This is a genomic window from Streptomyces noursei, assembly GCF_016917755.1.
Lineage (GTDB): Bacteria > Actinomycetota > Actinomycetes > Streptomycetales > Streptomycetaceae > Streptomyces > Streptomyces yunnanensis.
The window spans coordinates 7,654,385-7,667,198 of sequence record NZ_CP070326.1 but is presented as its reverse complement, the minus strand read 5'-3'; the positions used below and the strand labels follow the sequence as shown (position 1 = coordinate 7,667,198).

The 12,814-nt window shown below is 70.9% G+C and carries 13 protein-coding genes; 8 read left to right on the top strand and 5 right to left on the bottom strand.

The window, feature by feature from the left end; all coding sequences use genetic code 11:
* Window positions 1-166 precede the first annotated feature (166 nt).
* The 3 genes from JNO44_RS33455 (at window position 167) to JNO44_RS33445 (ending at window position 3,358) form a co-directional block, all read left to right on the top strand.
* Window positions 167-1,453, top strand: coding sequence for an ATP-binding protein (locus tag JNO44_RS33455; RefSeq protein WP_205367613.1), 1,287 nt, complete (start codon window positions 167-169; stop codon window positions 1,451-1,453).
* Between the two features lie 269 nt (window positions 1,454-1,722).
* A complete protein-coding gene (locus JNO44_RS33450) occupies window positions 1,723-2,691 on the top strand; it encodes a YncE family protein (RefSeq protein WP_235095714.1) in 969 nt (322 codons plus the stop codon).
* Between the two features lie 292 nt (window positions 2,692-2,983).
* Window positions 2,984-3,358 carry a peptidase inhibitor family I36 protein gene (locus tag JNO44_RS33445; protein ID WP_205367611.1) on the top strand — a complete coding sequence of 125 codons (375 nt, stop codon included), beginning with the start codon at window positions 2,984-2,986 and terminating at the stop codon, window positions 3,356-3,358.
* Between the two features lie 88 nt (window positions 3,359-3,446).
* Here JNO44_RS33445 and abc-f read toward each other — a convergent pair whose 3' ends face one another.
* Window positions 3,447-5,132: a ribosomal protection-like ABC-F family protein gene (gene abc-f / locus JNO44_RS33440; RefSeq protein WP_205367610.1), complete on the bottom strand. Its 1,686-nt coding sequence runs from the start codon at window positions 5,130-5,132 to the stop codon at window positions 3,447-3,449.
* A gap of 850 nt (window positions 5,133-5,982) precedes the next feature.
* Window positions 5,983-6,531: a YciI family protein gene (locus tag JNO44_RS33435; protein WP_205367609.1), complete on the bottom strand. Its 549-nt coding sequence runs from the start codon at window positions 6,529-6,531 to the stop codon at window positions 5,983-5,985.
* A gap of 81 nt (window positions 6,532-6,612) precedes the next feature.
* On the opposite strand from JNO44_RS33435, the gene JNO44_RS33430 reads away from it, so the two are divergent.
* Complete coding sequence (locus JNO44_RS33430; protein WP_205367608.1) at window positions 6,613-7,008, top strand: GNAT family N-acetyltransferase; 396 nt, start codon at window positions 6,613-6,615, stop codon at window positions 7,006-7,008.
* A gap of 190 nt (window positions 7,009-7,198) precedes the next feature.
* Window positions 7,199-8,083 (top strand): sigma-70 family RNA polymerase sigma factor, encoded by an 885-nt coding sequence (locus JNO44_RS33425; RefSeq protein WP_205367607.1) that lies wholly within the window; start codon window positions 7,199-7,201, stop codon window positions 8,081-8,083.
* Window positions 8,084-8,342: 259 nt separating this feature from the next.
* Here the strand turns inward: JNO44_RS33425 and JNO44_RS33420 are convergent, their stop codons facing one another.
* Together JNO44_RS33420 and JNO44_RS33415 are read right to left on the bottom strand one after the other, a co-directional pair.
* On the bottom strand, window positions 8,343-8,612 hold the full coding sequence (locus tag JNO44_RS33420) for a DUF1330 domain-containing protein (protein WP_235095718.1): 270 nt from the start codon (window positions 8,610-8,612) through the stop codon (window positions 8,343-8,345).
* Window positions 8,613-8,857: 245 nt separating this feature from the next.
* The gene (locus JNO44_RS33415) at window positions 8,858-9,724 is read right to left on the bottom strand and encodes an alpha/beta fold hydrolase (RefSeq protein ID WP_205367603.1); all 867 of its coding nucleotides are present in this window, start codon (window positions 9,722-9,724) and stop codon (window positions 8,858-8,860) included.
* A 59-nt stretch (window positions 9,725-9,783) separates the two neighbouring features.
* Between JNO44_RS33415 and JNO44_RS33410 the strand changes: the two genes are divergently transcribed.
* Together JNO44_RS33410 and JNO44_RS33405 are read left to right on the top strand one after the other, a co-directional pair.
* Window positions 9,784-10,335: a helix-turn-helix domain-containing protein gene (locus JNO44_RS33410; protein ID WP_205367602.1), complete on the top strand. Its 552-nt coding sequence runs from the start codon at window positions 9,784-9,786 to the stop codon at window positions 10,333-10,335.
* A 246-nt stretch (window positions 10,336-10,581) separates the two neighbouring features.
* The gene (locus JNO44_RS33405) at window positions 10,582-11,082 is read left to right on the top strand and encodes an SRPBCC family protein (RefSeq protein WP_205367601.1); all 501 of its coding nucleotides are present in this window, start codon (window positions 10,582-10,584) and stop codon (window positions 11,080-11,082) included.
* Between the two features lie 57 nt (window positions 11,083-11,139).
* Here JNO44_RS33405 and JNO44_RS33400 read toward each other — a convergent pair whose 3' ends face one another.
* Complete coding sequence (locus JNO44_RS33400) at window positions 11,140-11,631, bottom strand: TetR/AcrR family transcriptional regulator (protein ID WP_039639882.1); 492 nt, start codon at window positions 11,629-11,631, stop codon at window positions 11,140-11,142.
* A gap of 84 nt (window positions 11,632-11,715) precedes the next feature.
* On the opposite strand from JNO44_RS33400, the gene JNO44_RS33395 reads away from it, so the two are divergent.
* The gene (locus JNO44_RS33395; protein ID WP_205367600.1) at window positions 11,716-12,813 is read left to right on the top strand and encodes an FAD-dependent monooxygenase; all 1,098 of its coding nucleotides are present in this window, start codon (window positions 11,716-11,718) and stop codon (window positions 12,811-12,813) included.
* The last annotated feature ends 1 nt before the right edge of the window (window position 12,814 follow it).

Genomic DNA, 12,814 nt, shown 5'->3' with positions numbered 1-12,814 from the left:
TCGACGCGGCGGACGCCGCGGCCAAGGTCCGGACGGGCCAGCAACGGTAGGGCCATCCGGTCCCTCGCGGCGCATGGCCCGGCGAGGGACATTGGAGAGACGGAGCCCGACGCGTCGAGAGCGCGGTCCCACACCAGCAGTCCGGAGACCGGAGAGGTGACGTGCGATGTCCCCATGGCGGGTCCGTGCGCTGGAGGAGAACGACCTGGACCAGGTGGTGCGCATCTGGGAGGAGGCCCCCGACCCCGCCGTGGACCTGGCGGTGAGCCTGGCGGAGGCGGTGAGCGCGCTGCACGCCGAGGCGCCGGCCGTGGTGGCCGTGGTGGGGGAGCAGGTCATCGGCGCCGCGGTGTCCCTGACGACGCAGGAGCGCGCCTGGATCCTGCGGATGGCGGTCGGCCGGCCCTGGCAGGGGCACGGCGTCGGACAGGCGCTGCTGGCGGCCCTGGAGGAGCGGCTGGGCGGCGCCGGTGTGCGCCGCATCGGGGCGCTGCTGCCGGACGGGGAGGCCGGCCAGCGGGCGTTCGCCCGCGCCGGATACGTGAACCGGCCGGACCTCAGCTACGTCGAGAAGCAGCTGACCGCGGACTCCGCCGAAGCCACCTTGCTCGACCAACTCGGCGGCACCGTCCCGGACGACGGCCTGTGGAACAGCATCGCCGGCATGAGCGCCGAGAAGACGCTGATCGAGCGCCGACTGGTCCTCCCGCTGGAGCACCCCGAGGTCGCCGGGCAGTACCGGCTGGTGCCGCCCCGCGCGGTGGTGCTCTTCGGCCCGCCCGGCACCGGAAAGACCACCTTCGCCCGAGCGGTCGCCTCCCGCCTGCGCTGGCCGTTCATCGAGGTGTTCCCCTACCAACTCGCCGACGACGCGCACGGCGTCGCGGCCGGGCTCCGCCGGCTGTTCGCCCGCGTCGAGCACCTGGAGCAGGCCGTGCTGTTCTTCGACGAGGCCGAGGAGATCGCCTCCGAGCGGCACGACCCGACGACGCTCGCCCACCGGGTCACCAACGAACTCCTCAAACTCATCCCGCAGTTCCGGCGCGGCGACCGCCGGCTCCTGATCTGCGCCACCAACGCCGTGCGCTCCCTCGACCCGGCCTTCCTGCGCCCCGGCCGCTTCGACTACCTCATCCCGGTCGGACCGCCCGACCCTCAGGCCAGACGCGCCATCTGGACCCGCTACATCGGCCCCGACCGCGCCGCCGGCATCGAACTGGACGCGCTGGTCGAGGCCAGCGACCGCTTCACCCCGGCAGACATCGAGTACGCGGCGCGCACCGCGGCCCAGGCCGCCTTCGAACGCCACCTGGCCTCGGGCGGGCAGGAAGCCGCCGACCCGGCCCGGATCACCGGCGACTACCTTCAGGCCATCGCCCACACCAGGACGTCCCTCACCGAGGAGGACATCCGGGCCTTCGACCGCGACCTCAGGACCGCCGCCCGGGTGTGAGGAAGGGACTCACCCCGACACGGCCGGCCGCCACCTGCGGCGACGGGCTCGACACCGCTTCGCACCCCGGGGTACGGACAGGGCCGGTTGGCCTAGTGGGACTGCGGGATCGGGCGATGCCTGCTGTGGTGGAGCGTAGTGATCACTACTGCCCCAGGAGAACCATGCACTGTCGAACCCCGGCCAGTGAGCCCCCCGGCAAGAGATCCACCCGGCACCGACCGAGCGCGCCACGGTCGTCCCGGCGCCGCCGTCGGCTGTGCCGGGACGTGGCCACCGCTCTGCTGCTGTCCGGCGTGCTGGTCGGGGCCGTGGCGCAGCCGCGCCCCGCGGTCCGGCGCGCGGCCGGTTACCCCATTCGCGTCAGTGCCTATGTGGCCAACAGTGGTGCGGAGATCGTCTCGGCCTATGACACTCGTCTGGAACGCAAGTTCGGTGCCGTCCAGGTGGGTTTCGGCCCGACCGGGGTGGGAGCGTCTCCGGACGGCGAGCGGGTCTACGTCGCCAACGGCCGGTCCGACACCGTCTCCTGCATCAACACCGGCCCCCGGCTGGTCACGGCCACGGTACGGGTGGGGCACCGGCCCTTCGCGGCGATGCCGACCCGGGACGGCCGCAGGGTGCTGGCGGCCAACTTCGGGTCGGACACGGTCACGGTCCTCAGCGCACCCGACTGCCATGTGATCGCCACCGTGCCGGTGGGACCGCTGCCGCACAGCATCACCACGATCCCGGACGGACGCGCCTACGTGACCGACAACGGCGGTGGCGCGGTGACCGTCCTGGACCCCAGCTCGCACCCCGTCCGGCGGATCCCGGTCGGGGACTTCCCCAGCGGCATCAGCTCGCCGCCCTCCGGCCGCCTCGTCTACGTCTCCAACACCGGTTCCGGCACGGTGTCCGTCATCGACACCAGCCGCGACGCCGTGGTGGGCCGTCTGCCCGGCGGCCGGGCGCCGCTCGGCAATGCGGTCAGCCCCGACGGCAGGCTCCTCTACGTCGCCGACTCCGCCCGGGACTGTCTGCTGATCATCGACATCTCCGGCCACCGGATCATCGGCCACGTGCACGTCGGTGTCCAGCCGCAGGGGGTCGCGGTGACCCCGGACGGCCGGCGGGTGTGGGTGACCAACGAACAGTCCGACACCGTGTCGGTCATCGACCCCTACGCCCAGCGGGTCCGGGCCACCCTGCCGACCGGACACGAGCCCGAAGGCATCGCCATCACCCCGCGCTGAGCCCCGCACCCCCACGCGTCGCAGCCCGCTTCCCACCGGGCGACAGACAGGAACCTTCTCCGCGATTCTCCGCACATGCGTACAACGCTGCTCGCAAGCGTGACAGTGACTCGAACACCGGGACCGGCTCCATTTGTTGCCACACACTGGTCCCTACGACCTCGGTCTGGCCGGGGAGCCCTGGGCCGGTCCACGTGAACAGGCCGCCGGGCCGCCCCTCGTCGGGCGAAAGCCCCGGCAGACGACCCAGCTCACGGCACGTGTCGACCGTCACGCGAGATCCGGAGATCCCATGCGCATCCAGCACCTCGCCGCGGCCCTCGGCCCACTGGCCGCCGCGACCGCCCTGGCCCTGGCCGCCACCGCCCCCGCGCACGCGGGCAACGGCGCCGCGTTGCCCGCTCGGGCCCGCGCCGCGGCGGCCTGCCCCGAAGGTTCCGTCTGCTTCTGGTCGAAGCCCGAGTTCGACGGACAGATGAGGGCCGCGCAGTACCCCGAACACGACTGCGAGGCCACGCCGTTCCAACCCGCCCGATCGGTGTACAACAACAGCGACGAGACCAGGTCGTTCTTCGCCGGACCCCGTTGCACGGTACGCGTCGGCACCCTGCAGCCGGGCGGGTCGGCGCGGTCGGTCTCCCTCGCCAGCTGGGGCAGCGTCTACTGACCGAGGGTTTTGCGCGGGGGTCCCGGGGTGCGCGTGCTCGGGGCGTCGGCTGCGGCGGCGGACCGACCGCCCGCCGCCGCGGCGCCGGTCAGCGCCGGCGGCCGTCGCACAGCTCCAACCGCTCGCCCGGGAACCGCTGGCGGAAGCCGCGGTCGTGCGAAACCGCGACGACCGCCCCCGGATACGCCGCGAGCGCGGTCTCCAGGTCCTCGACCAGGTCGAGCGCGATGTGATTGGTCGGCTCGTCCAGGACGAGCAGGTCCGCGGGCCGGGAGACCAGGATCGCGAGCTGCAGCCGCCGTTGCTGCCCCGCGGACAGCGCCGCGACCGGGACGTGCAGATCCTCCTCACGGAACAGGCCCAGTGCCAGCAGCCGTTCGGCGTGCTCCTCCGGCGGCCCCGGCCGTCCGGCCGCGAACGCGGCGAGCAGCGGGCGGCGCGTGAAGCGCGCGGGAAGCTCCTGCGGCAGATAGCCGATCCGGGCAGGGCGGCGCACCGAGCCGGCATCCGGCTCCAGGTCGCCCGCCAGGACACGCAGCAGCGTGGTCTTGCCCGCCCCGTTCTCGCCCGTGACCAGGAGTCGCTGCCCGGGCATGAGCGCCAGCAGCCCGTCCAGGCGCAGCCGTTCGCCCACCGCTATCCCGTCGAGCTCGGCAATGGGGTGTTCCCCGCTCGAACGAAGCCGAGGGTGCGGGGAGGGACGGTCGGCGGAACACGCGCCGTCCGCCGTCGACAGCGCGGCCGTGAACCGCAGTGGTTCCGGCGGCGCCGCCACCGGATGGCGCCGCAGATAGGCCAGCCGCTCCCGGACCGCCCGCACCTGCCCGCCCAGCTTCGCCTCGTGCGAGCGGCGGTGCTTGCCGAACCCCTGCCGCGGGTCCTTGCCGGTGCCGGCCAGCCGCTTCCCCGCGGCGTCGAGCAACTCCTCACTACGGGCCACCTCGTGGAGCCACTCCGCGTACTCCTGCTCCGCGCGGCGCCGGGCGGATGCCTTCGCGGCGCGGTAGCCCGCCCACCCGTCGCCGTACCGGCGAACCGTGCGGGCATCCCGATCGACTTCCAGGACCGTGGTGGCGATGCGTTCGAGGAAACCGCGGTCGTGGGTGACCGCGACGACGGTGCCCCGATGCGCACGCAAGTGCTCCCCGAGCCAGTGCACGGCCGCCGCGTCGAGGTGGTTCGTCGGCTCGTCGAGGAGCAGCAGTTCGGGGTCGGCGGCCAGCACGCATGCGAGCGCGAGCCGCGACTGCTCGCCGCCGGAGAGCGAGCCGAGCGCCCGGTCGCGGGCGATCCCGGCGAGCCCGAGCCCGTGCATGGCGGCATCGACACGGGCCTCCGCCTCATATCCGCCACGCTCCTCATACGCGGTCAACAGCTCGCCGTACGCGGCGAGTTCGACTTTCGACGCCTCGCCGAGGTGTTGCTCCGCCGTGCGCAACCGGCGCTCCATGGCGCGCAGTTCGCTCAGGGCGAGGTCGACGGCGTCCTGCACGGTGCGGTCCGGACCGAGGTCGAGCGTCTGGGTGAGATGCCCGAAGCCACCGGGGAAACCGACGGTGATCTCCCCGGCATCCGGTACTTCGACTGCGGCCAGCAACCGCAGCAGGGTGGACTTCCCGGAACCGTTCTCACCGATGACGGCGGCCTTCTCGCCCGGGCGGACGGTGAAGGACACCTGGTCGAGGATGGTGCGGGTGCCATAGGACTTGGTGACGTCCTTGACGGACAGCTGCGCCACGGCAGCGGGCACAGCGGTATGGGCGCGTACGCGCATATGACTTTCCCTGGGAATGCGAAGCGTCTACGGGCAGCAGAAACGGCGGCGTCGGCCGTGCCCGGACTCAGAGGAAGTAGAAGAAAGCCATGTGCCTACCGTAACAGAACGATGCGTCTCGTCTCTCCGTGAAGGTGCTCAACGAGGCGCGGGCCGTTGAAGGCGTCGGAGGCTCGGACATCCGCGCGGAGCCGCTCGTGCCGACGTCCCGTCGCGACGGAAGGGAACGGACGTTTGGTGCAGTTGTGACGGTCCGACGACGTTCGTCGGTCTGGTCGTGGGGGAGGAGTGGAGGTGATCGGGGTTCCGGTCGAACCCCGTGGACTGCCGAGCGGGAATGGAGGGTTCGTGATGCGTACGACCACCCGGAAGATTGCCGTCACCGCTGCCGCCGCCGCTTCCAGCACGAGCGGAGGAAACGGGCCAGGAGCGTGGGGAGTGGGGAATCGACGCTCGGCAAGGATAATCCTCGGGTGGTCACCTCACTGGACGAGGCGTGCGCCCGGCCGAGGAACGCGTCCGGGTGTGCAACGACGCTGGGGCGCAGCGATCTGCGGCACCTGCTGCCCCGGGCGGGGGAGGCGCTCGCCCGGCGACCGACCTGGCCCCCAGCGCCTCCCTCGCCCGTCTGGCCAGCCGCCGACCACTGACCACCGCGGACGGACGCACGCTCACCACGCGCGGACGGGAGGCGCTGTCAGCGGTGACACGGCTGTTCAGCGTCGAGGTCGTCACACCGTAGAAGACGATCTGCCGTACCGGCGCGGTGCGTGCCGGGCAGGTCAGGCGGCCACACCAAGACGTGACTCCGCGCGCCGTGGACAGCGCCGGGCGTGCGACACGGCGAGAGCTACGACCGCCCTCCGAACTCCCAGTCGTGCACTTCGATGTCGGCGTACCGGCCCGGCGTCAGGACGGCGCGTGCCGTGTCCGGGTCCGGGGCCCGGAGCAGTGCCGCCGTGCCCAGCCAGGCGGTGCCGTCGTCGGACAACAGCGGCCCGTAGGCGATCAGTTCGTCTCGGCCGGGCGGCACCGCCAGGTCGACGGGCTGCCCCGAACCCAGGCCGAGCACCAGGTACCGGTTGCCGCCGGTCCGGCCACCGGGGAAGTCCCACATGGTGCGCCCCAGGCTGTTGCGCCACCGTCGCAGTAGTACGTCCCGGTAGACGCCGGCCTGGTAGTTCGGCTCGTCGAAGGCGAACGCACGGGCGGCAGCGGGATCGGGCAGGTCGACGATGTGCACGCTACCGGTGGGCGCGTCGCCGTCATCGGCGAACGTCGGGCCCCGGGCAATCATCTCCTTCGCGTACTGGTCCATGTAGGACCAGTGCGCCTCCAACAGTTCGTCGCGCAGTGGCAGGGAGTCGGGCCGGTCGCGGTGGTAGCAGAGAAATTCCATGCTCAAGGATCCCTTGAAGGGGGTGGCGGCGTCGAGCGAACGGGCGGCGCACCGGCATCGGTTGGAGCGTACGATCGGAGCGTGGCGATCAGATACGAGTGGCGAGGCGACGTCGACAACGCTTCCCTCAACGCACTGCACGCCGATGGCTTCGGCTCCCCAGTCGCACAGGCGGACTGGCGAACCCGACTTGAGCGCCACAGCCTCGGCTGGGTCTGTGCTCGGGAGGGCGGCTCGCTGATCGGCTTCGTCAACGTCGCCTGGGACGGCGGGGTCCATGCCTTCCTTCTGGACACGGTGGTCGCCCAGGACCGCCGGTCACATGGCATCGGTGCCGGACTCGTCGCGATCGCGGCCGAAGAAGCCCGTGCCGCGCAGTGCGCGTGGCTGCACGTCGACTTCGAGGACCACCTGCGTGCGTTCTACTTCGATGCCTGCGGCTTCACGCGGACGACGGCTGGACTGATCGCCCTGTAGCGCAGAACCCGAGGGCGTGCTGATGGTGGCGATCCGGATCCTCGCAGTGGCCGTCGCGGCGGCGGCAGCGGTGCCAGTTGCGATGTTGGCTGCGGTGCCGGCCGTGGGGTTCATTTGGTGCTCTCCTCGTGGCCGTGATCGGTTAGCGTCTGTCACTGGACCGACGGATCCCGACACGGGGGTGTGACAGGTGAGTGAAGAGAATTTTCTGGCCGACCGTTTCGAGGCGGAGCGGTCGGGACTGCGGGCGGTGGCCTACCGGATGCTGGGGTCGCTAGCCGAGGCGGAGGACGCTGTCCAGGAGACATGGCTCAAGCTCAGCCGCACCGATGTGAGCGAGGTGAAGAACCTGGGAGCATGGCTCACCACGGTCGTCGGCCGGGTGTGCCTGGACATGCTGCGCTCGCGTACCTCCCGGCGTGAGGATCCGCTGCCCGAGCAGGACGGGCCGATCCGGTTGCCGGACCCCGTGGTCACCCAACTCGGCCGCGTCGACCCTGAGCGGGAGGTTCTGGTCGCGGACGCGGTGGGTATCGCCCTCATGGTCGTACTGGAGACCCTGGCCCCGGCCGAGCGGCTCGCCTTCGTCCTGCACGACATGTTCGACGTGCCCTTCGACGAGATCGCCGCCATCCTCGGCCGCACCACCGTCTCCACCCGGCAACTCGCCAGCCGCGCCCGCCGCCGGGTCCAGGGCGCCACCCCGGCGGCCGACATGGACAACGCCCGTAAACGCGACGTCGTGGACGCCTTTCTGACCGCCTCCCGCGGCGGCGACTTCGAGGCGCTCCTGGCCGTCCTGGATCCCGCCGTGGTCGCGCGCTCCGACGGCGGCACGCTCGTCCCGAGCGTCGTGCGGCGCGGCGCTTCCGACGTGGCGTCCCAGGCGATCACCTTCGCCCGCTTCGCGGCGAACGCACATCTGGCGCTGGTCAACGGCACGCCCGGCGTGGTCTCGTTCGCCGAAGGCCGAGCGCTGTCCGTCATGTCGTTCACCATCCGGGACGGCCGCATCATCGGCCTGGACATCCTCACCGATCCGGACCGCCTGGCCGCGCTCGGCCTGACCGTCTGAGCGGGGCCGGCCGGCGAAGGCCGCGGCAGCGGGAAGCGAGCTTTGCCGGGCCTCCGCCACGTGGGACTCGACGAGGCGCGGGTGCCTCCGAGTCGCCGCACGGGCCGGCTGCGCAACCTCGTGAACAGCGTCGATGGACACGCCCCCGGCCGGGACGGGAGAGCCCGGCCGGGGGTATCCATACGCATGCCCTGAATCCCGATTCCCACACGGGTCACGTGCGATACGCCTTGCGTCCGCTACTCGTCCCTCACCCCACTCACCGGCAACACCACTGCTGCGGGAAGGAGTTGAGGCGGCACGAAGACGGGCTGGGGCCTGTCGCAGTGGGCCGGGAGGCGGAGGCCAACGGCGGTCCTGCGGCGAGGCGGACTCGGGCCGTCCGTCGATGCCGCTGCTCAGGCACACCCTGGACAAGCAACAGCCGCCGCTCCAGGGCCGACTTCCGGATCTCCAGCGCTTCCGCACACTCGGAAGGCGCGTACCACTCCTTGACCCGATCCCCATCCGGGAACTCGACGACAACCATGCGTCGAGACGACTGCATGTCGCTGCGTCAGGCGCCGGCGGAGTGCGGGCTCTTGGTCTCCTTGTCTGCCGGTGCGGGATCGTGGCGACCCGGCCATCGGCTGTGCGGCTTGCAGTGCACCGCGGCCCGCTCGCGATCGGCGTCTGTCGCGCGCAGTACCGCGTCGGCGGGAATGGCTTGGCGTGCGGGGAGAGCGCCCGGTGTTGCCTTAAGGAGGCTGTGAGACCTTCATCGTTCGGGGGGCGTCAGGCCGATCGTGCGTGTCGGTCCGGAGCGCGGTCGAGGTAGTGCCCGATCCGGTCCGCAACGATCGCCGGCTGTTCGGCCTGGAGGAAATGGCCCGAGTCGACCGCCTCGAACCGCCCGTCCGGCAGCGTCTCGACCCAACGTCGCTGATGTTCGGCGAGAGCGGCATGCTGCTGTTCCCGGCCCTTTGCGGGGCGGGTCGCCGAGAGCAGGACCGTTGGGCACTCCGGGAGGCCGGGCGGCTCGGAGCGGAACTGTGGAATGGCCGCCGCCACGGCCTTGAGCTCCTTCCGCGTCTGCGCGATGCCGTCCGGGACGAAGTCTTCGGCGAGCATGGTCGCGTAGGTGTCCGCAGGGAAGACGCGTCGGACATGTCCGCTGGCCATGCGAGCCAACGGGCGGAACCGGACCAGCGCCTGCGACACCCCCATTGCGCGGTCGACCCTCCCGACGGTCTGATCGAACGTGTCGTACGCGGGCGCGGTCTCCGGCGTCGGATCGAGCAGTACCAACCCCCGCAGCCGCGGCCCCAGACTCTCCACCGCACGCCGGGCGACCAGCCCGCCCATGCTGTGCGCGACAAGCACACACCGGCCGGGGACGACCGCCTCGACCAGCGCGACCAGGTCCGCGGCAAGGTCGTCGATACCCAGCTGTGCCGTCGTCCGTCCGCTGCGGCCGAATCCGGCGCGGTCGTACGCCACCAGTCGCGCCCGCCCCGCGAGCAGCGGCAACACCGAATCCCAGCAGGTGCGCCCCAGGCCCTGGCCCGCTTCGAAGACCACCCAGTCCGGCCCGCTGCCCGACTCCTCGACATAGACGGACCGGCCGTTCACCTGGACCGTCCGCCCCTCTGCCTGGCGCATACGCCCCCCTCTGCTGTTTCCAATTTTGGTAATGGTACCGCTCGTGAAACAGTACAGCCATGGACGCTACCGAACTACTCCTCCACCCCGTGCGCCTGCGCGTGCTGCACGCCCTCGCCGGAGAGCGTGTGCTGACCACCTCTCAGCTGCGTGAGCGCATGCCCGAGGTGCCGAAGGTGACCATGTATCGGCATGTCGCCCTGCTCGCCGAGGCGGGCTTCTTGGAACTGGTCGAGGAGCAGCGGGTACGCGGTGCCGTCGAGCGTCACTACCGGCTCCGCCGGGACCGCCCGGTCATCGACGCCGACGCGGCGTCCGCGATGTCGCTGGACGACCATCGCCGGGGCTTCGCCGCCGCCATGGCCGTGCTGATCGCAGAGTTCAACGCCTATCTCGACCGGCCCGGCGCGGCCCCGGTCGCCGATGCGGTCGCCTATCGCCAGGGCACGCTCTGGCTCAGCCAGGACGAACTCGCCGAGATGAACCACAAGATGCTGGAAATCCTGGGGCCCCTGCTCGCCAACCGGCCCGCGCCGGGCCGCGCCCCGTACCTCCTCAGCCGGATCTTCTTCCCGGCCGAGTGCCCACGCCCAGACGCGGAGGAGTCGTGAAGGGCGACCTTAGGGAGCGGCCTCAGGCAGCGGTCTGAGGGGGCGGCCTGAGGAGCAGCCCTAACGAGACGAGCATGGGGGACTCGGTGATGTTCGCGCCCGCGTCCGCTCGGGTCGCATGGGCATGGGTTTCGTCAAACCGGCCTACTTGCAGGGGGCTTGAACCTGCCCGGTCGCCTCAAGGGTGTTGACGGGCGTCTCGTTGACTGATGTAGTCACCGATCACCTCAGCGAAAGAGAAGCCCGATGAGAATTCCGCGATTCCCCGAGCCCGCCGCCATCGGGTCCGTCACGATCCACGCCACCGCGGCCCAGGCGTACGCGGTCATCAGCGATCCGACGGCCATGGCGCGCTTCGCCGAGGAGACGTACCGCGCCCGCTGGCTGGACGGTGGCACCCGTGCCGTGGTCGGCGCGCGCTTCCAGGGTTGGAACCGTAACGGTCTGCGCCGTTGGGTCACCCGCTGCCGTGTCACCGACGCCGCGGCCTCGCAGCGCTTCGCCTACGAGGTGACCGTGACACCGCTCCATGTGCCCATCTCGCGTTGGCAATATGACATAGTGCCCGCCGAAGAGGGCTGCGTCATCACCGAGACCAACTGGATACGGGTGCCCCTGTGGTTCGTCCCCGTCGCCATTCTCGTCACCGGTGTGCGCAACCGCATGGGGGCCAACGGTGTCCACATCGGTACCACGCTCGAACGCCTCAAGGCCCACCTGGAGGCGGTGCCTTCCCCGCGCCCGTGAGCTGTGGGCGACATGAGGCGGCGGGGTGGCTTGCGGCCGGCAGCCGCAGGGCGTGAGTCAGATCCCGTTGCCGAGCGAGCGAAGCTCGTGGGTCACGTCCGCGCCGGACGGTGCGTGTTCCGGGTCCACCAGCCACTGCAGCATCAGTCCGGTCAGCAACGCGAGCGGTACCGAGCCGCCCAGTCCCTCGCGTCCCTGACGCTGCCCCTCGGCGAGGTGCGCGCGCACCTCCGGTGACCGTTGGGCCTGCACTGCGGCCTCTAGTTGAGCCACCCACAGTGCCCGGTGTGTGGTGAAGCTGTCGATCAGTGCCTGCCAGCGCTCTTCCGGCTTGTCCGCCGGGGCGCGTGAGGCCAGTTCATCGCCGAGTTCGTCCACCGCCTGCACCAGTGCCTGGGTGAGCAGCGCGTCCTTGGAGCCGAAGTGGTAGCCGATGGCGGCATGACTGACTCCGGCGGCTGAGGCGATGTCCCGGACGGTGGTGCGTGCCCAGCCGCGTTCGATCAGGCACCGCTTGGCCCCGGCCAGTAGATCTTCTCGGTTTCCCATGCCGCACAGCATAACGGACGATTGCCCATTTGGTTCATCCAGATGGTTTGACCAAATGGGCAAACCCTGTCTACGGTGCTGCCCATGACGCCGAACGCGAACGCGAACACGAAGACGAAGGTGACGAAGGCGGAGAAGGGGAGGGTTCTGATCTCGGGTGCCAGCGTGGCCGGGCCGGCCCTGGCCTACTTCCTGCGGCGCGACGGTTACGAGGTGACCGTTGTCGAGCGTGCGCCCGATCTCCGGGACACCGGGTACGCGGTCGACTTCCGCGGCGCGGCGTTCGACGCGCTCCAGGAGATGGGCGTCCTCGACGAGGTCCGCGGCCAGGACACGAAGATGCGCGGCACCGCGCTGTTGGACGCGACGGGGGCCGAGATCGGACGGCTGCCGGCCGAAGTGTTCGCCGGCGAGCTCGAAGTGCCCAAGCGGGAACTGACCCGGATCCTGCACCGGCTCACCGCGGCCGACGTGGAGTATGTGTTCGACGACTCCATCAACGCTCTCGCCCAGGACGACAACGGAGTCGAGGTCGGGTTCGAGCGAGCCGCGTCCCGCCGCTTCGACCTCGTCATCGGCGCGGACGGCAACTACTCGAAGGTGCGCCAACTCGCCTTCGGCCCGCACTCCGACGTCATACGGCACCTGGGCATGTCCGGGGCCGGATTCACCGCGCCCAACCACCTCGGCCTCGACCACGGCGGAGTGCTGCAGCAGGGCAGGGGCACGGCGATCTACGCGTTCAGCGCCGCCGACCCGAACAGCCTGATGGTCAGCCTGTCCTTCGCCACCGACTCTCCCGCGCTGGACCGGCGGAGTCGGGACGAGCAGGAGCAGGCGGTGCGGGAGGCGTTCGCCGGCAACGCATGGGAGACGCCCCGCCTCCTGGAGGCCATGACGGCAGCGGATGACTTCTACTTCTCCTCCGCCAGTCAGATCCACCTGGACCGGTGGTCGCACGGCCGGATCACGTTGATCGGCGACGCGGGGTACTGCGCTGCACCCACCAGCGGCATGGGCACCTCGCAGGCACTCATCGGCGCGCGCACGCTGGCCCGTCAGCTGGCCGAGGCGAGCGGCGACCACGTGACGGCGTTCGCCGCATACGAGGCGGAGATGCGGCCCTACGTTGCCGAGAACCAGGCAAAGGGCCGAGAGGGCGCGGCGATGTTCGGTGGCTGAG

Coding starts and splice junctions, on each gene's coding strand:
- JNO44_RS33455 (WP_205367613.1), top strand. CDS start 167: ATGTCCCCATGGCGGGTCCGTGCGCTGGAGGAGAACGACCTGGACCAG.
- JNO44_RS33445 (WP_205367611.1), top strand. CDS start 2,984: ATGCGCATCCAGCACCTCGCCGCGGCCCTCGGCCCACTGGCCGCCGCG.
- abc-f (WP_205367610.1), bottom strand. CDS start 5,132: ATGCGCGTACGCGCCCATACCGCTGTGCCCGCTGCCGTGGCGCAGCTG.
- JNO44_RS33435 (WP_205367609.1), bottom strand. CDS start 6,531: ATGGAATTTCTCTGCTACCACCGCGACCGGCCCGACTCCCTGCCACTG.
- JNO44_RS33420 (WP_235095718.1), bottom strand. CDS start 8,612: ATGGTTGTCGTCGAGTTCCCGGATGGGGATCGGGTCAAGGAGTGGTAC.
- JNO44_RS33415 (WP_205367603.1), bottom strand. CDS start 9,724: ATGCGCCAGGCAGAGGGGCGGACGGTCCAGGTGAACGGCCGGTCCGTC.
- JNO44_RS33410 (WP_205367602.1), top strand. CDS start 9,784: ATGGACGCTACCGAACTACTCCTCCACCCCGTGCGCCTGCGCGTGCTG.
- JNO44_RS33405 (WP_205367601.1), top strand. CDS start 10,582: ATGAGAATTCCGCGATTCCCCGAGCCCGCCGCCATCGGGTCCGTCACG.
- JNO44_RS33400 (WP_039639882.1), bottom strand. CDS start 11,631: ATGGGAAACCGAGAAGATCTACTGGCCGGGGCCAAGCGGTGCCTGATC.
- JNO44_RS33395 (WP_205367600.1), top strand. CDS start 11,716: ATGACGCCGAACGCGAACGCGAACACGAAGACGAAGGTGACGAAGGCG.